This is a genomic window from Actinospica durhamensis, assembly GCF_018139695.1.
GTDB classification, from domain to species: Bacteria; Actinomycetota; Actinomycetes; order Streptomycetales; family Catenulisporaceae; genus Actinospica; species Actinospica durhamensis.
The window spans coordinates 1-21,995 of sequence record NZ_JAGSOG010000141.1; the positions used below are offsets into that span (position 1 = coordinate 1).

The 21,995-nt window shown below is 72.2% G+C and carries 17 protein-coding genes; 5 read left to right on the forward strand and 12 right to left on the reverse strand.

Annotated elements, in window-relative coordinates:
* The 3 genes from narJ to KDL01_RS24305 form a co-directional block, all read right to left on the reverse strand.
* On the reverse strand, positions 1-608 hold a 608-nt coding region (narJ, locus tag KDL01_RS24295), incomplete at its 3' end, for a nitrate reductase molybdenum cofactor assembly chaperone (RefSeq protein WP_212530899.1).
* A gap of 98 nt (positions 609-706) precedes the next feature.
* On the reverse strand, positions 707-2,506 hold the full coding sequence (gene narH, locus KDL01_RS24300; protein WP_246576909.1) for a nitrate reductase subunit beta: 1,800 nt from the start codon (positions 2,504-2,506) through the stop codon (positions 707-709).
* A gap of 46 nt (positions 2,507-2,552) precedes the next feature.
* A complete protein-coding gene (locus KDL01_RS24305; RefSeq protein ID WP_212530915.1) occupies positions 2,553-6,329 on the reverse strand; it encodes a nitrate reductase subunit alpha in 3,777 nt (1,258 codons plus the stop codon).
* Between the two features lie 364 nt (positions 6,330-6,693).
* On the opposite strand from KDL01_RS24305, the gene KDL01_RS24310 reads away from it, so the two are divergent.
* Together KDL01_RS24310 and KDL01_RS24315 are read left to right on the forward strand one after the other, a co-directional pair.
* Complete coding sequence (locus KDL01_RS24310) at positions 6,694-7,875, forward strand: MFS transporter (RefSeq protein WP_368861636.1); 1,182 nt, start codon at positions 6,694-6,696, stop codon at positions 7,873-7,875.
* A 17-nt stretch (positions 7,876-7,892) separates the two neighbouring features.
* Positions 7,893-8,390 carry a hemerythrin domain-containing protein gene (locus KDL01_RS24315; protein ID WP_212530902.1) on the forward strand — a complete coding sequence of 166 codons (498 nt, stop codon included), beginning with the start codon at positions 7,893-7,895 and terminating at the stop codon, positions 8,388-8,390.
* A gap of 28 nt (positions 8,391-8,418) precedes the next feature.
* Here KDL01_RS24315 and KDL01_RS24320 read toward each other — a convergent pair whose 3' ends face one another.
* On the reverse strand, positions 8,419-8,907 hold the full coding sequence (locus KDL01_RS24320) for an ATP-binding protein (RefSeq protein WP_212530903.1): 489 nt from the start codon (positions 8,905-8,907) through the stop codon (positions 8,419-8,421).
* Between the two features lie 297 nt (positions 8,908-9,204).
* Here KDL01_RS24320 and KDL01_RS24325 point away from each other — a divergent pair, with 297 nt between their 5' ends.
* On the forward strand, positions 9,205-9,945 hold the full coding sequence (locus tag KDL01_RS24325; RefSeq protein ID WP_212530904.1) for a GntR family transcriptional regulator: 741 nt from the start codon (positions 9,205-9,207) through the stop codon (positions 9,943-9,945).
* On the opposite strand, the gene pta is transcribed toward KDL01_RS24325, so the two are convergent.
* Both pta and KDL01_RS24335 read right to left on the reverse strand, forming a co-directional pair.
* Positions 9,935-12,220, reverse strand: coding sequence for a phosphate acetyltransferase (gene pta, locus KDL01_RS45420; protein WP_212530905.1), 2,286 nt, complete (start codon positions 12,218-12,220; stop codon positions 9,935-9,937). The genes KDL01_RS24325 and pta overlap by 11 nt on opposite strands.
* 38 nt (positions 12,221-12,258) lie before the next feature.
* Entirely contained in the window at positions 12,259-12,600 is a 342-nt protein-coding gene (locus KDL01_RS24335; protein ID WP_212530906.1) for a GNAT family N-acetyltransferase, read from the reverse strand.
* A gap of 118 nt (positions 12,601-12,718) precedes the next feature.
* Between KDL01_RS24335 and KDL01_RS24340 the strand changes: the two genes are divergently transcribed.
* The gene (locus KDL01_RS24340; RefSeq protein WP_212530907.1) at positions 12,719-13,693 is read left to right on the forward strand and encodes a pirin family protein; all 975 of its coding nucleotides are present in this window, start codon (positions 12,719-12,721) and stop codon (positions 13,691-13,693) included.
* A 7-nt stretch (positions 13,694-13,700) separates the two neighbouring features.
* On the opposite strand, the gene KDL01_RS24345 is transcribed toward KDL01_RS24340, so the two are convergent.
* From KDL01_RS24345 to KDL01_RS24360, 4 genes are all read right to left on the reverse strand, one after another.
* A complete protein-coding gene (locus KDL01_RS24345) occupies positions 13,701-14,762 on the reverse strand; it encodes a serine hydrolase domain-containing protein (RefSeq protein ID WP_212530908.1) in 1,062 nt (353 codons plus the stop codon).
* Between the two features lie 107 nt (positions 14,763-14,869).
* Positions 14,870-16,510, reverse strand: a complete 1,641-nt coding sequence (locus tag KDL01_RS24350; RefSeq protein WP_212530909.1) for an alkaline phosphatase family protein — start codon at positions 16,508-16,510, stop codon at positions 14,870-14,872.
* Between the two features lie 636 nt (positions 16,511-17,146).
* The gene (locus KDL01_RS24355) at positions 17,147-17,842 is read right to left on the reverse strand and encodes an alpha/beta fold hydrolase (RefSeq protein ID WP_212530910.1); all 696 of its coding nucleotides are present in this window, start codon (positions 17,840-17,842) and stop codon (positions 17,147-17,149) included.
* A 66-nt stretch (positions 17,843-17,908) separates the two neighbouring features.
* A complete protein-coding gene (locus tag KDL01_RS24360) occupies positions 17,909-19,048 on the reverse strand; it encodes an ROK family protein (RefSeq protein WP_212530911.1) in 1,140 nt (379 codons plus the stop codon).
* 127 nt (positions 19,049-19,175) lie between these two features.
* On the opposite strand from KDL01_RS24360, the gene KDL01_RS24365 reads away from it, so the two are divergent.
* Positions 19,176-20,426: an MFS transporter gene (locus KDL01_RS24365; RefSeq protein ID WP_212530912.1), complete on the forward strand. Its 1,251-nt coding sequence runs from the start codon at positions 19,176-19,178 to the stop codon at positions 20,424-20,426.
* Here the strand turns inward: KDL01_RS24365 and KDL01_RS24370 are convergent.
* Complete coding sequence (locus tag KDL01_RS24370; protein ID WP_212530913.1) at positions 20,411-20,773, reverse strand: hypothetical protein; 363 nt, start codon at positions 20,771-20,773, stop codon at positions 20,411-20,413. The genes KDL01_RS24365 and KDL01_RS24370 overlap by 16 nt on opposite strands.
* Before the next feature lie 57 nt (positions 20,774-20,830).
* Positions 20,831-21,995, reverse strand: a 1,165-nt coding sequence (locus KDL01_RS24375; RefSeq protein WP_212530914.1) for a glycoside hydrolase 5 family protein, incomplete at its 5' end; no start/stop codon positions are given.

Genomic DNA, 21,995 nt, shown 5'->3' on the forward strand with positions numbered 1-21,995 from the left:
GGCGCGGGTGGCGGCTCGGGGGTGGTGGCGAGTACGAGGTCGATGACGGGTGCGTACGCCGAGCCCGCCTTGGCGAGCGAGGCGTGCAGACGGGTGAGTGCGTGGCAGTGGGCGCTGAGCAGGTTCGTGCCGGCGTCGCGGGTGCGGGGATCGCCGGTGGAGGCGAATTCGAGGACGACGGTGAGGTGGTCGGGCAGTTCCTCGCCGCCGTACGTCATTCCGGCCGCGCGGTACGCCTCGAGGAAGCCGACGAGCTCGGTGCCCCGGTTGCGCGTGTCGCCTGCGGTCCACCAGGTCAGGTAGAGGGAGTTGCGGTTGCGCTGGTCGAAGGTCGCGACGTAGTCCGCGGCGAGGGCGTACGGGTCCTGGGACGTCAGGTGGGCGATGAAGGCTTCGAAGGTCGCGGCGGCGGGGGCGTGCGCGGATGGGAGCTCGCGCGTTGCCGCGGCGACGAGGGGGAGACGGGCGATGAGGGCGTCATCGGGGTAGCCGAGGCAGACTGCCGCTGCGCGGCGGATGACGGCGACGGCGCGGTCCGCGGCCTCGCGCTCGGCTTGGCGCTTCGCCCGGCGGCGGGGGAGAACCGCCAGGCGCTTCGAGACGGACACGGCGACGGACGCGGAGACGGAACCTGCGGCGGGTGACGGAGCGGTGTGCGCGCGGGCAGGCGCGGCAGCCGGGGAGACGACGGCTGACGACTGGAGTTTCATGAGGTCGGGCCATCGGGAGGGGTGCTGCTGCTGCCGCCGCCGCTGCCGCTGCCACCGCCGTCACCCTCGTGGGCTGTCGGTGTCGGCCGGCTCGCGAGGCGCTGGTCCAGCCGCTGCTGGAGTTGCTGCTGCTGTTGCGGGAACAAGCCTTCGGGCGAGCCGTTGCCGTCCCAGTTCAGCAGGTTGACGCGCTTCTCGCCGCCGCCGGGGACGTCTGAGGTCTGCCGGGCGCGTAGGGCGTGGAAGTTCTCGATGGTCACCGGGCGCGGGGCGTGGCCGGAGCCCGCGCCGAAGGGGCTGTGCCCGCCACCCGAGCCGGCCCGCGCGCTGGACTCGAACTCGGCATCGAAGTCCACCGAGCATCCGTCCAAGGTCGACTCCTCGAGCCTGCGCGCGTCGCTGACGGCCGCGGTCGGGATCACGTAGCGCTCGTCGTACTTGGCCACGGCCAGCAGGCGGAACAGGTCCTGGACCTCGGCTCCGGTCATGCCGGCCTCGGCGCACGCGGCCTCGTCGCCCTGGCCGTCGAGGTTCACGCCGCGCATGTAGGCGCGCATGGCGGCGAGTTTGCGCAGGACGGCGTCGACCGGCTCGGGGTCGCCGGCGGTGAAGAGTTCGGCGAGGTACTCGACGGGGATGCGCAGGGCGTCGATGGCGCCGAAGAGGTTCGCCTGGTCCTCGCCGTCGAAGCCGGTGTCCGCCAACGCCTCGACCACGGGGGACAGCGGCGGGATGTACCAGACCATCGGGAGCGTGCGGTACTCCGGGCGCAGTGGGAGCGCGACGCGGTGCTTCATGATCAGCGCGTGCACGGGGGAGCGGCGGGCCGACTCGATCCACTCGTACGGGATCCCGGCGCGCTCGCACGCGTCGCGCACCTGCGGGTCCTCGGGGTCGAGGAACACCTTCAGCTGCGCCTCGTACAGGTCCTTCGGGTCCTTCTCCGTCGCCGCCTCGAGCACCCGGTCGGCGTCGTAGAGCATCACGCCGAGGTAGCGCAGCCGTCCGACGCAGGTCTCCGAGCAGACCGTGGGCAGGCCCACCTCGAGCCGCGGGTAGCACAGCGTGCACTTCTCCGCCTTGCCAGTGCGGTGGTTGAAGTACACCTTCTTGTACGGGCAGCCGGTCACGCACATCCGCCAGCCGCGGCAGCGGTCCTGGTCGACCAGCACGATGCCGTCCTCGCTGCGCTTGTACATCGCCCCGGACGGGCAGCTGGCCACGCAGGCCGGGTTCAGGCAGTGCTCGCAGATGCGCGGCAGGTAGAACATGAAGGCCTGTTCGAACTCGAACTTGACCTTCTCGCCGACCTTGCCGCGCACCGCCTCCGCGGCCACGTCGTCGCGGGCGTGTTCGGGCATGCCGCCGAGGTTGTCGTCCCAGTTCGCGCTCCACCGGATCTCCATCGGCTCGCCGGAGATGAGCGAGCGCGGGCGCGCGGTGGGGAAGTCCTCGCCGGCCGGGGCGTCGGTGAGGTTGCGGTAGTCGTAGGTCCAGGGCTCGTAGTAGTCCTGGATCGTCGGCATCAGGGGGTTGGCGAAGATGTTGGCCAGCTTGAACCCGCGCCCGCCCGCCTTGAGCTTGAGTCGGCCGCGCCTGTTCAGCTCCCAGCCGCCGCGCCAGCGCTCCTGGTCCTCGTGCCGGCGCGGATAGCCCTGGCCGGGGCGGGTCTCGACGTTGTTGAACCAGACGTACTCCACGCCGGACCGGTTGGTCCAGGCCTGTTTGCAGGTGACCGAGCAGGTGTGGCAGCCGATGCACTTGTCCAGGTTCATCACCATGGCGATCTGGGCCATCGGGCGCACTACCGGCCACCCCGCTCGCGGCTCGCGCTGCGCGTCATCAGTACTCGACCTCCTGGGAGCGGCGGCGGATCACGGTGATCTCGTCGCGCTGGTTGCCGGTGGGGCCCAGATAGTTGAAGCCCCAGCACAGCTGCGCGTAGCCGCCGATGAGGTGGCTGGGCTTGAGCACCAGGCAGGTGAGCGAGTTGTGGATCCCGCCGCGCCGGCCCTTGACGCCGACCCCGGCGCCGCGGTGCTCGGTCAGCGGCACGCCCACGGTCCGGTCCTGCGCGTGGTGCATGTACACCAGGCCGCGCGGCATCCGGTGCGAGACGACCGCCCGCGCCACCACCACGCCGTTGCGGTTCTCCGCCTCGATCCACTCGTTGTCTCCGACCCCGATCGCCTCGGCGTCCTGCGGCGACATCCAGATCGCCTGGCCGCCGCGGGAGAGCGAGAGCATGAACAGGTTGTCCTGGTACTCGGAGTGGATGGACCACTTGTTGTGCGGGGTCAGGTAACGCACCGTCACCTGCTTGCCCTGGGGGCCGAGCTCGGGCTCGTGGAACAGCCTGCTGATGTCCAGCGGCGGCCGGTAGACCGGGAGCTGCTCGCCGATCTCGTTCATCCAGTCGTGGTCCAGGAAGAAGTGCTGGCGGCCGGTGAGCGTGTGCCAGGGCTTGAGCTGCTCGAGGTTCTGGGTGAACGCGGTGTAGCGCCGTCCGCCGGCCTCGCTGCCGGACCACTCGGGGCTGGTGATCACCGGGACGGGCGCGGCCTGGGTGTCCGCGTAGGTGATCCGCTTGCCCTCGTGCTCGGTGGCCAGGTGCGCCATCCGATGGCCGGTGCGCTGCTCGAGGGTGTGGAAGCCCTGCACCGCGAGCCGGCCGTTGGTGGTGGCGGCCAGCGCCAGGATGGTGTCCGCGGCCTTGACCGCGGTGTCCAGCCGCGGCCGGCCGCGGGCCGGGCCGTCCGGGACCAGGCCGTGGCGCGCGCCGAGCTGCCCGATCTCCTCGTCCGGGTGCAGCACCACGCCCTTGACCGGCAGGCCCAGCTTCTCCGCCAGCGGGCCGAGCGGGCTGAACTTCGCGGCCACGGCCGGGTAGTCGCGTTCGACCACGGTCAGGCCCAGCGTCGTGCTGCCGGGCAGCGGCTCGCACTCGCCGCGCCGCCAGTCCCGGGCCACCCCGCCCGGCTGCGCGGTCTCCCCGGGCGTGTCGTGGCCGATGGCGGTGGCCACCAGGTCCTTGCGCACGCCCAGGTGGGTGCGCGCCAGCTCGCTGAAGCGCTCGGCCAGGGAGCGGAAGATCTCGAAGTCGGTGCGCGCCTGCCAGGGCGGGTCCACGGCCGGGGTGAAGGAGTGTACGAACGGGTGCATGTCCGTGCTCGAGAGGTCGTGCTTCTCGTACCAGGTGGCGGCGGGCAGCACGATGTCCGAGAGCAGCGTGGTGGAGGTCATCCGGAAGTCGAGGGAGAGCAGCAGGTCCAGCTTCCCGCCGTCGCCGCGGGTGCCGGGGGCGTCGCGGTGCCAGCGCACGTCCCGGGGGCGCAGGTGCTCGGGGGTCTCGGCGGCGTCGAGGTTGGCGTGGGTGCCGAGCAGGTGGCGCTGGAAGTACTCGGCGCCCTTGGCCGAGGAGCCGAGCAGGTTCGAGCGCCACACCGTCAGCACCCTGGGCCAGTTCGCCGGGGCGTCCGGGTCCTCGCAGGCGAAGCCGAGCGCGCCGGTCTTGAGCTGGTCGACGGTGTGGTCGACCGCGTCCACGCCGAGCCGCTCGGCCTCCTCGGCCAGCTCCAGCGGATTGCGGTCGAAGGTCGGATAGCTCGGCATCCAGCCCATCCGCGCGGCCGCGGCCAGGCAGTCGGCCGCGGCCAGGCCGGTGAAGGCGCCCTCGGCCAGCGGCGAGGCGAGCGCGTCGGCGCCGAACTGGTCGTAGCGCCACTGGTCGGTGTGCAGGAAGAACCAGCCGGTGCCGATCATCTGGCGCGGCGGTCGGCTCCAGTCGAGGGCGCCGGCGAGTGTGGCCCAGCCGGTGAAGGGCCGGCACTTCTCCTGGCCGACGTAGTGGGCCCAGCCGCCGCCGTTGCGTCCCTGACAGCCGGTCAGCTGCAGCAGGGACAGGAAGCTGCGGTAGATCGTCTCGGAGTGGAACCAGTGGTTCGTCCCCGCGCCCATCAGGATCATGCAACGGCCCCGGGAGTCGCGCGCGGTCCGGGCGAACTCGCGGGCGATGCGCACCGCCCGGGACGCCGGGACCGAGGTGATCGTCTCCTGCCAGGCGGGGGTGCCGGGCTGCTCGGCGTCGTCGTATCCGGTGGGCCAGGTGCCGGGCAGGCCGTCGCGGCCCACCCCGTAGCGGGCGAGTACGAGATCGAAGACGGTGGTGACCAGCGGGCCGTCGGAGCCGAGCCGCAGCGCGGGTACGCCCCGGCGCAGCACCGAGCCGCTGCCGCGTACCGCGCAGTCCGCGCCCTCGGCCGGTGGCTCGTCGAGGTCGAAGCGCGGCAGCAGCAGCTCGACGGTCGGTGCGCCGTAGAGCGTCAGGCGCGGCGTGACCGTGCCGAGGTCCAGGTTCCACTTGCCCTCGCCCGACTCGGTCCAGCGGAAGCCGAGCGAGCCGTTCGGTACGACCGGCTCGCCGGTGGCATCGTCGAGCACGACCGTCTTCCACTCGGCGCCTTCCGCGCCCTCCGTGCCTTCCGCCGCCGTGTGGTCCCCGCCGAGGTCGGCTTCGCGCACGAACTTTCCCGGCACGTACGCGCCGTCCTTCTCGGTGAGCGTCACCAGGAAAGGCAGGTCGGTGAAGCGGCGGACGTAGTCGTCGAAGAACTCCGTGGTGCGCTCGACGAAGAACTCACGCAGGATCACATGGCCCATGGCCAGGGCCAACGCGGCGTCCGTGCCCGGATGCGGGTGCAGCCACTCGTCGGCGAACTTGGCGTTGTCGGCGTAGTCGGGGGCGACCACGACCACCTTCTGCCCGCGGTAGCGCGCCTCGGCCATCCAGTGCGCGTCCGGGGTGCGGGTGACCGGGACGTTCGTGCCCCACATGATCAGGTACGCGGCGTCCCACCAGTCGCCCGACTCGGGCACGTCCGTCTGGTCGCCGAACACCTGCGGCGAGGCCACCGGCAGGTCGGCGTACCAGTCGTAGAAGGAGAGCATCGGCGCGCCGATCAGGCTCATGAACCGGGCGCCCGCGGCGTGCGAGACCATCGACATCGCCGGGATCGGGGAGAAGCCGGCCACCCGGTCCGGGCCGTACCGCCGGATCGTGTGCACGTGCGCGGCCGCCGCGATCTCCAGCGCCTCCTCCCAGGTGGCGCGCACCAGGCCGCCCTTGCCGCGGGCGCGGTGGTAGGCGTCGCGGCGCATCGGGTCCTCGACCACCTCGGCCCAGGCCTCGACCGGATCGCCCACCCGCGCCCTGGCCTCGCGGTACATCCGCAGCAGCGCGCCGCGCACGTAGGGGTAGCGCACCCGGGTGGGGGAGTAGGTGTACCAGGAGAACGCGGCGCCGCGCGGGCAGCCGCGCGGTTCGTACTCGGGCCGGTCAGGGCCCACGGACGGATAGTCGGTCTCCTGCGTCTCCCAGGTGATCACGCCGTCCTTGACGTACACCTTCCACCGGCACGAGCCGGTGCAGTTCACCCCGTGCGTGGAGCGCACCACCTTGTCGTGGCTCCACCGGTCCCGATAGAAGACGTCTCCCTCGCGCCCGCCGCCGAGGTACTCGGCCCGGCCGTCCGGGGAGACCTCGGCCCGGCGGAAGCTCCCGCCCACGCGCAGCAGCAGGTCCGAGGCCGGACCGTCGAGTCCGGGCTGCGGCCGTGGGATGCCGGGCCGGTCCTCGCCTTCCGCCACGGCGCGCACCCCTTCCCACTCCGCCGCTCACTCCGCCGGGCTAACCGCCCCGCGCACGGCCCCACTGTCCCGCAGCGTCGCGCCCGTTCGGCCGATCCGGGCGACGGGGTGCGGGACAACCACTCGTTCGGCCCAAATCCGCAGGCTGGGCCCCGAAGCCGGACCTATCGTCGGACTACCGAGACAAGTCGGCGGCGAGGAGGACCGGGTGTCGGGTACGCAGCAGTCCACCCCGCCCGTCCGGGACGGGCGGCCGAGCCGGCCGCGTCAGCAGGCTCAGCCGGGGGCCTCGGATCAGCAGCCTGCGACAGGTGGCGGGGGTGCGTTCCGGCGCAGCGTGCCCGAGCCGCCGACCCCGGCCGCCGCCTACGTCAACCTCGCCGTCGCGACCGTCGGCTTCGCGCTCACCTTCTGGTCCTGGAACCTGATCGCGCCGCTCGCCTCGACCTTCCAGACCACGCTGCACTTCTCCCCGTTCGCGCTCTCCGCGCTCACCGCCGTCCCGGTCGTCATCGGCTCGCTCGGCCGCATCCCGGTGGGCGCGCTGACCGACCGCTTCGGCGCGAAGCTGATGTTCCCGCTGTGCTCGGCGCTCAGCATCATCCCCACGCTGCTGCTGATCCCGGCGAAGAACTCGTATGTGGGGCTGGTGCTGGTCGGATTCATCCTGGGCATCGGCGGCACCACGTTCGCCATCGGCATCCCGCACGTCAACGCCTGGTTCCCGGCCTCCCGGCGCGGCTTCGCCACCGGCGTCTTCGGGATGGGCATGGGCGGCACGGCCCTGTCGAGCTACTTCACCCCGCGCATCTACAAGCACGGTGTGAACCTGCCCTTCACCATCCTGGCCGTCGCGCTCGCCGCGTACGCCGTGCTCGCGCTCGTCCTGCTCACGAACCCGCCGAACCGCACGGTCCCGACCGAGCCGCCGGCCAAGCGGCTCGGCGCGGCCGGCCGGCTGCGGGTGACCTGGGAGCTGGCCGGGCTCTACGCGGTGGGCTTCGGCGGCATCGTCGCGTTCGGCGTGTACCTGCCGACCTACCTGCACAACAGCTACGCGCTCTCCTCCACCGACGCGGGCACCAAGGCGGCCGGGTTCTCGCTGATGACGGTGATCACCCGGGCGATCGGCGGCACCGTCTCAGACCGCTTCCATCCCGCGTACGTCACCGCGATCGGCCTCGGCGCGGCCGGCCTGTTCGCGGTGGTGCAGGCCTTCGACCCGGAGCTGATGCCGACCGGCACGATCGCCTTCCTGCTCATGGCCGCGGGCCTCGGCATCTCCAGCGGCGCCATCTTCGCGCTGGTCGCACGGGTGACGCCGGCACCGAACGTGGGCTCGGTCACCGGCATCGTCGGCGCGCTCGGCGGACTCGGCGGGTTCGTGCCGCCGCTGGTGATGGGCGCCATCTACACGGCGAAGGGCACGTACTCGATCGGACTGATGCTGTTGTCGGATCTGGCCTTCGCCGGAGCCCTGTACTCGGCCGCGGTCATGCGCCGTCGCGGCAACGCCTGAGCCGGGCCGGGACGACCATGTGCCTCTACTGCGGCTGCCGGGACATTCCGCTGATCAAGGAGTTCGTCGCGGAGCACGAGACCACGCTCGAGGTGGCCGACGAGGCCGCCGAGGCGCTGCGGGCCGGGGCGGTGCTGCGGGCCCGCGGCCGGCTGGACCTGATGGCCCGCCAGCTCGAGGAGCACTGGCGCGGTGAGGAGGAGGGCCTGTTCGCCGCCATGGCCGAGGACCCGCAGTACACCGCGTACGTCGACGAACTCGTCACCGACCACCGCCGGCTGCGGGCCCTGCTCGGCGAGGCCGACCCGGCCGTCGCCCTCGACCGCGCCCGGCTGCTCGCCGCCCTCGACGAACTGCGCGAGCACATCGCGAAGGAGGAGGACGGGCTGTTCCCGGCCTCGCTGACCTCGCTCTCCGGCGCGCAGTGGGATGCCGCGATGGTTGCCTGGCGCCGGGCCCACCCGGGGAACGCGGCCCTCGACGAGGATCTCGGACACGGCGCCGCGACGGACTGACGGGGTGTCGCCAGGCCCGCCCGGCGGCTCAGTCCACCGGCGAGCCGAACACCGCGATCGACGCCCAGACCCGCAGCAGGCCGTGCCCGGTGTGCTCGCTGCCCCAGTCCTTGGCCAGCGTCTCCACGATGAAAAGGCCCCGGCCGCTCTCCGCCCAGTCCGCCCGCGGCTGACGCGGGATCACCGGCCGGTCGAGGGCCTGGCCGAACACCTCCGTCAGCACACTGTCGCCGGTGTAGTAGAGCACGAGCAGCACGTCCCGGCCGACCCCGTGCACGATGGCGTTGGTGACCAGTTCGCTGACGCACACCTCCAGCGTCTCGCCGCTGTCCGGATGCAGGGTCCAGCGCCGGGCCGCGTCCCGGGTGTGGCGCCGGAACCGGCCGGCCGCCTGTGGTGTGGCCGGGAGGGCCAGCGCGGTCCAGTCGTGCACGAGCCCCGCCTCGCGCGGCGGGCCGCCCCGGCCGGCCGGATCGGGCAGCGCGGTCGCGGCGGGGAAGGAGGGATCATCCGGCACGGCGGTCATGGTGGGCATCGCTCACCCGGCCGCGTCGCCGAACACGCCGACGGCGGCCCCGACGGCGCTCGGTACGCAAGTCTCGTCCAGGCCGGGTCCAGCCCCCCGCGCCTGCTGCCACACCGCTGCGCTCATCAGCCCTCCGCTGCGCGGTCAGATCACAGTCCGATCACATGATGTGTAGTACTACAGGTGTACCGCTGAATCGGTCGTGGTACCACAATGGTGGTCCCTCTTGGCCGAATCTTGACCGAATCGACCTATTCTCCGTAGCAAGACCGGCAGAAGGATCTACACATGACCTCGTACCGCGACATCGCCGACAAGGTGGCGGAAGAGATCCTCCAACAGGAGCTCGAACAGGGCAGCCGGCTCCCCTCGGTCCGAGACCTCGCGGCGCATTACGGAGTCTCGGCGAAGACCGCGCACGCCGCCATCAGGGAACTACAGGGCCGCGGCCTGGTGCGTTCCTACCGCGGCGGCACGATCGTCTCGCCCTTCCAGTCCATCCCGACCCCGGGCGAGCGCCTCGAGCGGGCGCTGAACGGAGCCGGGGCGCTGCGCCCGATGGAGCGCGCGCAGATCACCTACGCGGGCTGGGCCGGGCCCGAGGTCGTCAACGAGGACTGGCACGTGCGGCACGTGCACCAGGACGTGTACGACGTGCTCAAGCTGACGCCGGACGTGCGCGTGGGCCGCCGCGAGTACGTCATCTACCACCGCAAGCGGCTGATATCGCTGACGGTGTCCTGGCACCCGGCCGCCGTGGTCGAGCGGGTGCCCGCGCTGCTCGTGGCCGAGCCGATCACCCAGGGCACCCTGGCCGCGCTGGCCGAGGCGGGCATCGAGTTCGGCGCGCCCGGCCAGACCCACCTGACGGCCCGTCGGGCCACCGAGCGCGAGGCCCGGCTGATGGGCACCGCCGCGGACGATCCGGTGCTGGCCGCGGTGTCCCTGCGCGAGGACGTGGAGGGCACGCCGGTGGAGTACGTCGAGACGGTCTACCGCGAGATGGAGATCCTCTCGTTCAACCTGTGACCGTCGTGGCCCGCGTCCGGTGGTCCGCCTCGGGTCCTGCTTCGTGTCCTGCCTCGTGTCCTATCTCGTGCGGCGCGCGCGCCTCGGCCTCGCGCTGCCGGTGTGCCTGGATCGCGGTGATCGCCACCGTGGTCACGATGTCCTGCACGGTCGCGCCGCGGGAGAGGTCGTTGATCGGCTTGCGCAGGCCCTGCAGCACCGGGCCGATCGCGAGCGCGTTCGCCGAGCGCTGCACCGCCTTGTAGGTGTTGTTGCCGGTGTTGAGGTCGGGGAAGACGAACACGGTCGCCTTCCCCGCGACCGGGGAGTCGGGCAGCTTGGTCGCGGCCACGGCCGGCTCGATCGCCGCGTCGTACTGGATCGGGCCCTCCACCGGCAGGTCCGGGCGCAGCCGGCGCACGATCGCGGCCGCCTCGCGCACCTTGTCCACGTCCGCGCCGTGGCCCGAGGTGCCGGTGGAGTAGGACAGCAGCGCCACCCGCGGCGGCACGCCGAACTCCTCGGCCGTGCGCGCGCACTGCACCGCGATGTCGGCGAGCTGCTCGGCGTCCGGATCGGGGTTGATCGCGCAGTCCCCGTACACGAGCACGCGGTCCGGCAGGCACATGAAGAACACCGAGGACACCAGGCCCGCTCCCGGCGCCGTCTTGATCACCTCGAGTGCGGGCCGCAGCGTCGAGGCGGTGGAGTGCACCGCGCCGCTGACCATGCCGTCGGCAAGGCCCTGATGCACCAGCATCGTGCCGAAGTGGTTGACGTCCACGACGGTGTCGAGCGCCTGATCCAGCGTCACACCCTTGTGCCGGCGCAGCGCGGCGTAGACCTCGGCCAGCCGCTCGCGGCGCGGATCCAGCGTCGGATCGACCACGCGCACCCGGGCCCGGGCGGCCTGCGCGGGCTCGTCGGTCGAGCCGGCCGCGGGATCGGCGGCGGCCTCGGCCCCGATTTCGCCCCTGGGATCGGTCTTCGGATCGGCCGCGAGGTCCAGTCCGAGATCGAGCCCGAGGTCCGCCAGCTTGCGCCGGATCGCAGGCTCCGAACCCAGCAGCGTCAGATGGCACACGTTGCGGCGCACCAGCACGTCGGCCGCGCGCAGGATCCGCTCCTCGGTGCCCTCGGCCAGCACGATCTGGGCCAGCCGGGGCGTGCGCGCCCGCTCGATGAGTTCGTGCTCGAACATCATCGGCGTGATCCGCTGCGGCCGGTCGAGCTCGATCCGGGCGGTGAGCGCCGGCACGTCCACGTGCAGGTCGAACAGCCCCAGCGCGGACTCGGCCTTGCGCGGCGCGGTCGCCGTGATCCGGCCCTCGAGCGGGGCCAGCAGCTGCGCGGTGGCGAAGCTCAGCTCCGGCACCACGGCCACCGGCGTGCCCGCGCCGAGCCGCGCGGCCAGGTCCATCACCTGCGGGTCCGGAGTCTCGCCCATGGTCAGCAGCACGCCCGCGAGCGCCGGGGAGCCCGCGGCGTGCGCGGCCAGCGCCCCGATCAGCAGGTCGGCCCGGTCGCCCGGCGTGACCACCAGCGCGCCCGGGTGCAGCGCGTCGAGGAAGTGCGGCAGCATCGCCCCGCCGAGTACGTAGCCGCGCACGTCCCGGTCCAGCCCGTCCGCGTCGCCAAGAAGCACCGTCCCGCCGGTCGCCGCGACGACCTCGGCCACGGTCGGGGCGGCCAGGGCCGGGTCTTCCGGCAGGACGTACGCCGGCACCGCGCACGCCTGCTCGACCTGACGCAGCGTCGCCTCCCGCTCGGCGGCCGGCACCCGGTTGGCCACCAGCGCCAGCAGGTTGCAGCCGAGCCCGGCGTAGGCGCGCTCGGCGTTGCGGGCCTCGGCCGCGACCGTGTCCGCGTTCTGCCGGTTCCCGCCGACCACCGCGACCACCAGCGCGCCGAACTCGTTGGCCAGCCGCGCGTTGAGCGCGAGCTCGTCCGGGATGTTGGTGTCGGCGAAGTCCGTGCCGAGCACCAGCACGGCCTCGCAGTGCCTTTCCACCCGCCGGAACCGGTCCACCAGGACCGAGACGAGCTCGTCCTGGCCGCGCTCGGCCCGCAGTGCGGCCGCCGCCTCGTAGTCCATCCCGTAGAGCAGCCCGGGAGCCAGCTCGATCCGGTAGCGCGAGCGCAGCAGCTCGACCATGTCGTCGGCCGAACGGTGCGTCAGCGGCCGGAACACCCCGACCCGGTCGGAGCGCCGCGAGAGCAGCTCCATCAGGCCGAGCTCGACCACCTGCCGTCCGTCACCGCGACCGATCCCGGTCACGTACACACTGCGCGCCACCGCAACTCCCTCCCTGTTCCGCCGGCCGGGTCAGATCGTCAGAGGTCGAATTCCGAACGGCGGTCCACCGGCACCAGTTCCAGGTACTCCGGGTGCTTGGCGATGAAGCCGCGGAAGAACGGGCAGAACGGCAGCACCTCGTTCCCGGCCGCCTTGGCGTCGTCGAGGGCCTTGCGGGCCAGCCGCCCGGCCAGCCCGCGCCCGCTGAAGGCCGAGTCGACCTCGGTGTGCGTGAACGCGATCTGCCCGGGGCCGCGCTGATAGTCGGCGAAGCCCGCGAGGGCCCCGTCCACGTGCACCTCGTAGCGGTTGGACTCCGGATGGTCGGCCACCTCGGCGTTCCCGCCGGCGGTGTCCTCGGTCGTGTGCGCCTCACTCATCGTCGCGTCTCTCCGTCCTCGCCGATCGGACACGCCCGACCTGCGGATCCGTCTCCCGCCTGGCCCGGCGTGCACGCGTGCACGACAATCTTCGCATCAGCGAGGAGAGGAGCGCGCCGTGAGCAATCTGGACCGCAGCCCGGTGGTGACCGTCCGCGGCGGACTGGCCGAGGTCGCCGCCGAGCCCGTGCGTGAGTTGCTCACGCCCAGGACGGTGCAACTGGGTGAAAGCAGCCTGGTCCGGCGGCTGCTGCCGAACATCCATCGGCGGATGGTCGGCGCCTGGTGCTTCGTGGACCACTACGGCCCCGACGACATCTCCGAACAGCCCGGCATGCGGGTCGCGCCGCACCCGCACACCGGCCTGCAGACGCTCAGCTGGCTGCACCAGGGCGAGGTGGAGCACCGCGACAGCGTCGGCAGCGTGGCCACGATTAGGCCGTACGAGTTGGGCCTGATGACGGCGGGTCACGGCATCGCCCATTCAGAGCAGTCGCCGGTCCCCCATCCGGCCCTGCTGCACGGAGCCCAGCTCTGGATCGCGCTGCCCGACGCCAGCCGGGACGTCGCGCCCGGCTTCGAGCACCACAGCGACCTGCCGGTGGTGCGCACCGCCCACGGCCTGAGCGCGACGCTGATGCTCGGCCGCTTCGACGGCGCCGAATCCCCCGGCACCGCCTACACCCCGATCGTCGGCATGGACCTCGACCTCGCCCCCGGCGCCGCCACCGCCCTCCCGCTCGAACCCGACTTCGAATACGCCGCGCTCGCCATGACCGGCCTCGTCGACGTCGACGGCGTCCCGGTCGAGCGCGGCAGCATGCTGTATCTCGGCTGCGGCCGCCGCGAACTGCGCCTGCGCAGCGAGTCCGGCGGCGCCGTGATGCTGCTCGGCGGCGAGCCGTTCGAGGAGCGGATCGTGATGTGGTGGAACTTCCTGGGCCGCACCGGCGAGGAGGTGGCCGCCTTCCGCGAGGCCTGGCAGGCCGGCGAGCGCTTCGGCGAGGTGCACGGCTACGACGGCGCCCGCCTCGACGCCCCGCCGCTGCCCGGCGTGCCGCTCAAGGCCCGCGGGCGGGTGCGCGAGGACTGACGCCGCCTCAGCCGAACTCGCGCAGCACCGCGTCGCTCACCGCCGCGTGGTGCCGCTCCCCGTCCGCGCGCCCGACCACCAGGTTCGTCAGGTACACGCACACCAGGTCCCGGCTCGGGTCCGCCCAGGCGCTGCAGACGTAGCTGCCGTTGTGCCCGAACGTCTCCGGGTACGGAGACGTCCCCATCGCGGTGGCGCCGCGGCCGGCCGCCCCGCCGAGCTGGAAGCCCTCGGCCCAGCGGACCGGTATGCGCAGCAGCCGGTCCGTCTCGCCCCGCTCCGTGGTCGGCCGCAGCGCCGCCGCCACCGTCTCCGGACGCAGCACCGTGACGCCGTCGAGGGTGCCGCCGAGCAGCACCATCCGGTACAGCCGCGCGAGATCGGCCGCAGTCGCCGTCACCGTGGCCGCGGGCACCACGGCCTCGCGCACCGCCGGGCGGTTGAAGTAGGCGCAGCGCACGTACGACGCCAGGCCGCCCGAGTGCACCCGCAGCGGTGCCAGCCGGTGCTCCTGACCGGCCGTCAGCCCGACGTGCGTGTCGTGCAGGCCGAGCGGCTCGAGCAGCGCCTTGTGCGCGTACTGGGCGATGTCCATGCCGCTCACCCGCCGGACCAGCTCGCCGAGGACGAACCCGAAGTTGAGGATGTGATACGCCGGCACCTCGCCCGCCGGCCAGCGCAGGTGCGCGCGCTCGGCCGCCGCGACCGAGCGGTCCCAGCTGGTCATGATCCGCGCGTCGCCGACGATCGAGCCGGTGGACGTCGGCGCGCCCGAGCGGTGCTGGAGCACGTGCCGCACCGACACCTCGCGCTTGCCGCCGCCGGCGAACTCCGGCCAGTACGTGCACACCGGGGCGTCGAGCTCGATCAGCCCGCGTTCGGCGAGGTGGTGCACCGCCAGCGCTGTCAACGGCTTGCCTGCGGAGAACAGCAGGAACAGCGTGTCGGGCGCGCAGCCGAGGGAGGCGTCCAGCAGCGTCTCGCTCCCGCGCTGCACCCACAACCGCGCCGTACCTCCGCGTGCGGCGGCGAGGTCGAGGGCGGTCGGGGCGGTGCGGGCGGGCTTCATGCCCGTCGAGCCTACCCCCGCCGCCCGGCCGGTTCCCGGCGTGTGGATCTCCGACGCGCCGGGAACCGGGGGTGGGCCTCGTCTTTCCGGCCGACCCTGCGGCGCGGCTACGGCACCTGCGGCCGGGCCGGGGTGGTCTCCTGAGCCGGCATGGAGTTGGCGTCCGGCAGCGGGAAGGCGACCCCGACGTCCAGCGTGCCGGCCAGCGCCTGGAGCACCGCCTCGGCCGCCGCGGCGGTGTCGCCGATGGTCACCGACGGCAGGGACGGGAACGCGGTGGTCGGCGCGGCGGTCAGGTTGAAGGCGCCGGAGAAGTCCCCGGTCACCGAGCGCCGCCAGGCCGAGACGTTCGGCGCGTCCACCCCGAACCTGGTCTCGATCAGCCGCAGCACCGAGGTGTGGTCCAGCGTGCCCGAGTACAGGTATCCGCCCGCGCTGAACGGCGAGATCACCAGCGCCGGGGTGCGGAAGCCGAGCCCGATCGGCCCGTTCACCCCGCCCGCCGCCGACGGCAGGGTGCTGAGCCACTCCCCGGCCGTGCCCTCCGGCGCGGTGGGCGGGACCACGTGGTCGAAGAACCCGCCGTTCTCGTCGTACACGACGATGACCGCGGTCTGCGCCCACACCTCCGGGTTCGACACCAGGATGGACAGGACCTGCTGGACGAAGTACTCGCCGAAGGCCGGCGGCGCGGCCGGGTGCTCGCACTCCGCCACCGGAGGGATGATCCAGGAGACCGAGGGCAGCGAACCCGCGGCCACGTCCGACTCGAACGTGCCCGGATACGTCGGCGTCAGGGCCTTGGCGATCAGCTCGAGGCCGGTGATCGAGAACGGATTGTCGTACGCCTTGAAGTAGGGAAGCGGGCTGAGCGCGGTCAGGCCGATCGGGTCGTTGTAGACCTTGAAGCTCACCCCCGCCGCGAGCAGGCGCTCCGGCATCGTTTCCCAACTGAGCTTGCCGTACTCGCCGACCCGGTTGGAGAAGGTCTGCACCACCGGGCCGCCGGCCACGCCCTCCGGGTCGATGGTGCCCGACATCAGCATGAGCCGGTTGGGGTCGGTGGGCCCGAGCACCGAGCAGCGGTACCCGTCGCAGACCGTGAAGGCGTCCGCGAGCGCGTAGTAGAACGGCAGGTCGGCACGGGTGTAGTAGCCCATGGTCACCGGGCCGTTGGTGGCGCCGTCGGTGGACAGGTGGGAGGTGATGAAGGAGTCGAGCTTCCCGCCGTTCCAGGAGTTGTGCTGCCCGGCCCAGCTGTGGTCGATGTCGTTCGTGGTCTGCCCGAGTTCCAGCGGCGGGTCGTTGAGCAGGCGGAACGGTTGGATGTACCCGGTCGAGCTCGCCCCGGTGCCCGGCTGGTAGCCGAACTGGTCGAAGATCGGGTAGCTCGCCCCGCCGACGTTCTGGGTCGGGACGTTCGGGTCGCTGAAGCCGCGCACGCCGGAGAGCGTGCCGAAGTAGTGGTCGAAGGAGCGGTTCTCCTGCATCAGCACGACGATGTGCTTGATGTCGTTCAGGCTCGAGGCGGTGGTGGACGCCGCGAGCGCGGTCTCGATCAGCCGGGACTGGGCCGCGGTGGGCGCGGCGCCGCCCTGGGCGGAAGGCGATCCCGCGCCCACCACGGCAGCCGCGCCCACCGCCGTCGCCCCCGTGATCAGACCGCGGCGGGTCAGCTCGGAGGCGAGGGAACGGGTGGACTCGGCATCGTCGCGCGGGTCGTCGGGGGTACGGATCGGCTCGGACACGGGGCTACCTCCGGAAGTGGGCCGTGGGTGGTTCCTGCTGCCGGTGCGGATCGTCGGTTACCGATAAGTAGGGTACTGACTGGCAGAGAACCTAGGCAGGCCGAACGGATTCGAGCCACACAGGGCACTGCGACGCGACGACGACCGGGTGAACGGCGGTGTCACCTCAGCGCCGCGCGGCCCGGCGGGGGTTTGTGCGCCTGCTCACGCCCACGCTCACGCCCACGCCACGGCCGATTCGCCCGCTGCGCGTCGCGGTGATGGGTTGGGAAGGCGACCCCGTGAGGTGTTCACCGAGGGGGGTGGCCGAAGAGACGTACTTCGCAGTGATCCAGCCGTTGGAGGCAACCATCAACAAGCTTACGAAGTGTCCCTCCGGGGCCCAATGAATCGCGGTTGGCTCCCAGCCAACCCGGCTCGGCTCGGCGGCAAGACAAACGCCCCTACTCGCCATGTGTTCCTGGATCACGCGACCCACCTCCGACCCTCGGGGCAGGTGAGCAAGAGTGCTCTCCGGCGCGGCGTTCACCAGTGCCCGCTTGCTTGACTCGGCCGAACTGCTCGCGCAGTTGGCGCACCTGAAGGCGGCGCTGCGGTAGCGCCGTCAGGCCAGTGAGCCGAAGCAGGCTGGCAGCGTCACCCTTGCAAGAATGCGCACACGGCCGTGACGAACTCGGTCGGCCTGTCACGGTGGACGTGGTGTCCGGCTGGAATCGTCACGAGTGTGCAGTGCGGAATCCGAGCGGCATCCTGGGTAATTCGCTCCTGGGACAGACGACTCGCCGGTCCGCCGGCGACCAGCAGCGTCGGGACGGATATCTGACGCAGTTCGTCGTACCAGGCAGGATCCGGGGCGTTGACCTGTTCAACGAACGACTCGACTGCCAGCCAATCGAACCCTGGCTGCCCGGCCAGGCGCGGCCGCAGTGGCTCGGGTTGTCCGCCGACGATCGGCACCGGGGCTTCCTCGACGACTAATCGCTCGACCCGCTTCGGGCGCTGCTCGGCGCACAGGAGCGCCACCAGGCCACCGGCGGAGTGGCCGACCAACACCACGTGGTCCAGAGACAGCGCCTCAACGAATCCCAGCACGTCGTCTCGCATCAGCTCAAGGGAATACCGCCCCGGCCAGGCACTCTGGCCGTGGCCGCGCAGATCCGGGGCAAAGACGCGGTGGCTCTCGGCGAATGCGTCGGCGACCGCTTGCCAGCTGGCAGCGCGTTGTCCTAGGCCATGGAGCAGCACCATGGGCGGCGCTTCCGCTGGCCCGGCGACGCGATACGACAACGACACCTTGCCGACTTCGACTGTCGCCATACTCTGCGAACTCACCGCATGAGCCTACAATCCGCAAGTACGCCACGCCTCACGCCGACGCCGACGCTTCACGCCCACGCCTCACGCCCACGCCACGGCCGATTCGCCGGCGCGTGTGTCGGGGTGGTGGGCTGGGAAGGCGCCGGAGCGTGCGCATGCGGCGGCTCCTACCAGGCCGGCGTGGGTGCCGAGGCGGGCTGGGACGACGGTGAGGTGGCGGGTGAAGGCGAGGGTTGCGTACTGCGCCAGCCATGCGCGGAGCGGTGCGAAGAGGAGCTCGCCTGCCTGTGCTACGCCTCCGCCGATTACCACCAGGTCCAGTTCGACTAGTGCGGCGGTCGCGGCGATGCCTGCGGCCAGGGCCTGTGCGGCTCGGTCGAAAGCGGCCAGTGCGGCTCGGTCGCCTGCTGCGGCGGAGTGGGCTACGGCGGCGGCGGAGTGGGTGAGGGTGGCGGATCGGGGGGCGTCGGTTCGCGGGTCGGGTCCGTGTGTATCAGTTGCCTGGGGTACCCAGCCGAAGGAGAGGGCGCGGCGCACGATCGAGGGGCCGCTGGCCAGGCGCTCGAGGCAGCCGCGGCCGCCGCAGGGGCAGGGTTCGCCGTCTAGGTCCACGGTGATGTGGCCGATGTGGCCGGCGTTCCCGGTCGCGCCCGGCATGACGCGTCCGCCGAGTACCAGGCCGCCGCCTACGCCGGTCGAGACGACCATGCAGAGCGCGTTCGCGTGTCCTGCCGCGGCGCCGTAGAGGTGCTCGCCGGCGGCCATGGCCACCGCGTCTCCGGCCAGGGTCAGGGGGCGATCGCCTACGGCCGGGTGCAGTGCGGTCTGCGCGATGAGGGGAAAGGAGCGCCAGGCCGGGATGTTGACCGGCGAGACGGTGCCGTTCTGCACGTCCACCGGGCCCGCGCTGCCGATCCCGACCGCGTCCACGCCGTCCCAGGCGGGTGAGGCCGCGAGGTCGTCCAGCACCGCGTACACCGCTGCCATGACCTCGGCCGCCGCCGAGCTGATGCCGTCGGGAGCGCGGTGGAGCGCGTCGTCCGACGCGCTCTGGATCGTCGCGGCGGACACGGGCGGCACGGGTGGCGCGGGTGGCGCGGGCGTCGGGCAGGACGTGGCGTACAGCACGCGTCCAGAGCCGTCCACCACCCCGCCCGCGATCTTCGTGCCCCCGATGTCGATCGCCGCGACGCTACCGACGTTCTGAGTCGACGTCCCCATGGCGTCTCCTTCGCCTTCGGCCGGGTCCCGGCGCGATGCTTTCACTGAACCGGTTAAGTGTCAAGGGTGGCGCGGTGTGGCGGGGGACTTTCTTCGGCTTTCCCGCGCACCCGGATAAGGTCAACCCGTGGATCACAGCGCCCAGACCGACCAGGCCCCGTCCCCGCCGGTCGAGCGGCCGCTGTTCCCGGCCGCCGCGACGGTGGCCGCGTGCGCGGCGTTCGTGCTGCTCGGCGCGCTCAACGCGTTCTTCGGGCCGGCGATCCCGGCGCTGCGCAGCCGTTTCGGGCTCACCCCCGCCGACGCGGGCCTCGCGCTCAGCATGTACTACGTGGGAGCCGTCGCCGGGGTGCTGCTCGCGGGCGTGATACATCCGCGGACCCGCAACAGCCGGCTGCTGATCACCTCGCTCGTGGTCATGGGCGTCGGGTCGCTCGGCTTCGCGCTGTCCGCGAACTGGTCCTGGGCCCTGGCCGCGTGCCTGCTGTGCGGGTTCGGCGCCGGAGGCATGGACTACGGCCTCAACTCCCTGTTCGCGATCGGGTTCGGCCGGCGCAGCCCCGCGATGCTCGGCATCCTCAACGCCCACTACGGTCTCGGCGCCGTCTGCGGGCCGCTGCTGATCAGCCTCGTCGGCGTCGAGAACTACCCCGTCGCGTTCGGGTTGGTCGCGGGGCTCCTGGGCGTCGCCGCCGTCTTCCTGCGCAGCGTCCACACCCCTCCCACGAGCTCGGCCGGGCACGCCGACGCGCACGGACCGGCGCGGGCGACCTCGGTGCTCGTGCTGGTGGTCGCGTTCCTCGCGTTCTACGCGCTGCAGGTCACCGTGGAGACCGGCGTCGGCGCCTGGGAGCCGACGTATCTGCAGACCAGGCTGGGCCACGGCGCCGTGTACGCGGCGGACGTGACGTCGGGCTTCTGGCTCATGCTCGCCGTCGGCCGGCTGCTGGTCGGCCCGATGACCAGCCGGTGGAGCGCGCCGGCGATCGTGACCGTCAGCTGCCTCGGCACCACGGCCTGCCTGGCCCTCGCCGCGATACCCGGGCTCGCCCCCGTCGCGTTCGCCGGAGTCGGCCTGTTCAACGCCCCGGTCTTCCCCGTCGCGCTGCCCTGGCTGGTGCGCGCCGCCCCGGGCGTGCGCTGGGCCGCCACCGGCGCCATCCTCACCGCCAACGTCGGCGGCGCCGTGGCCGGTCCCCTCACCGGCCTCGGCATCGAACGCTTCGGCATCGGCTGCGTGCCCTGGCTCATGACCGCGGTCTCCGCCGTCTGCCTCGCGCTCGTGCTCCACCTCGCCCGCGCCACCCGCGCCACGCTCGCCGCCGTCCCCGAACACGAACACGACCCGGCGGCGAGTCCGGTTCAGGTCTCGCCGTAGGGATCGCGCCGGCCGAGCGCCTCGGCGGCGCTGAGCCCGCTGCGTTCGGCGATGCGCAGGCGGGCGCGGACCTCGGCGCGGGTTCGAGGGCGGAACTTCGGGTCGAAGTTGCAGCCGCACAGCACAAAGCCGTCATACCGCAGCCCCGCCGCGAGCACCGCGGCCACCGCGGCCCACCCGTCCGGGTCCTGGCGCCGCGGCGCCGCGAAGTCGTGCCCCGCGCACGCCATCGGCACCGCGCACGTCGGGCACCGGTGCTCGGCGGCGTTCCATGCGTGCTTGCTGCTCCGGCGGCACGGCACACAGACGTAGTGGACCTTGTAGGTGACATCGGCATACCGGCACATGGCGTCAGGGTAGCGCCGTATCAGGCCTCGTCCGCAGGGCTTTTCCGCCGGCCCGGGTCAGCTGGCCGCCGCCATGGCCTTGGCGTGGGCGGAGAGCAGCGTGGCCAGGTCGTTGGTGGAGTTCGACGCGTCGTTGAACCAGATCACGCGGTAGCCGTCGTAGTCGGGGTAGAACGAGCCGTCGTCCACGCGCGAGGTCAACAGCCAGAACTGGTCGCCCGCTCCGCCGCCGGCGAGCACGGCTTCGGTCCAGGCGGTGTATCCGGCGGCGCGTGCGGCCTCGTCGGCGATGACGGTGCCGTCCACGCTCAGGCCGTACTCCTCGAGCACGACCGGCTTTCCGGCCGCGGCGCCGTCGGCCAGGTGGTTCTGAATCCACGCGGTGCCCCACGCGACCGGGTCGGTGCCGCTGTTGGACGGGGTCTCGCCCCAGCCCTGCGGGTAGAGGTGGACGGTGCCGTAGTCGACGGAGGGCAGGGCGACGAAGTCCTTCCAGCGGTCGCCCTCGTAGGTCGAGTACGGGTAGTCGTAGTTCGTCGGATCGCCGTAGAAGCCCTCGTCGCCGACGGCCACCAGCTGACGCGGCGCCAGGTGCTTGAGGTACGCGCTCATCTCGGTCACCCAGGCGAGCACGGTCGCGCCGGTCTTGTCGCTGCGGTTGCGCGGCTCGTTGGCCAGCTCCCACGTCATGATCGTCGGGTCGTCGCGGTAGCGCAGGCCGGTGTACGGATTCCGCCGGCCGATGACGTACTGCGCGAAGGCCTTGTAGCAGTCGCGGATCTGCGGGGTCGAATAGAACTTGTCGTGGTTGGTCGCGTCGCCGTAGCTGTCGTCCGTGAGGTTCAGGAACCAGGTGACGTACTGGGCCATGCCGCCGTAGTCGGGCCAGTTGTTCACCAGCGGCAGGACGAGGCGCAGACCGAGCTGCCCGGCCTTGTGGATCGCGTAGTCGAGCGCGTCGAAGGCCGCGTCGTCGTACACGTAGGGCTCGGGCTGCAGCGCGGTGTAGCCGTGCCCGCTGCCGTCGGCGAAGGCCCACGCGCGCACGACCGAGAACCCGGCCGCCGCGATGTCGTCGAGCGCGGCGTCGATCATGTAGTGGGACTGCTGGTGCAGGTAGTAGCAGTTCGTGCCGCCGAACCTGAAGGTCTTGCCGCCGACGGCGAACCGGCCGTGCGCCACGCCCACGAACGGGCGGTCGGCGGCGGACGCGGCGGTGGTG

Bases quoted from the DNA above. Each gene is read 5' to 3' on its own strand.
- KDL01_RS24345 (WP_212530908.1), bottom strand. From the start codon at position 14,762: ATGAAGCCCGCCCGCACCGCCCCGACCGCCCTCGACCTCGCCGCCGCA.
- KDL01_RS24325 (WP_212530904.1), top strand. From the start codon at position 9,205: ATGACCTCGTACCGCGACATCGCCGACAAGGTGGCGGAAGAGATCCTC.
- KDL01_RS24360 (WP_212530911.1), bottom strand. From the start codon at position 19,048: ATGGGGACGTCGACTCAGAACGTCGGTAGCGTCGCGGCGATCGACATC.
- narH (WP_246576909.1), bottom strand. From the start codon at position 2,506: ATGGCCCAGATCGCCATGGTGATGAACCTGGACAAGTGCATCGGCTGC.
- KDL01_RS24370 (WP_212530913.1), bottom strand. From the start codon at position 20,773: ATGTGCCGGTATGCCGATGTCACCTACAAGGTCCACTACGTCTGTGTG.
- KDL01_RS24315 (WP_212530902.1), top strand. From the start codon at position 7,893: ATGTGCCTCTACTGCGGCTGCCGGGACATTCCGCTGATCAAGGAGTTC.
- KDL01_RS24335 (WP_212530906.1), bottom strand. From the start codon at position 12,600: ATGAGTGAGGCGCACACGACCGAGGACACCGCCGGCGGGAACGCCGAG.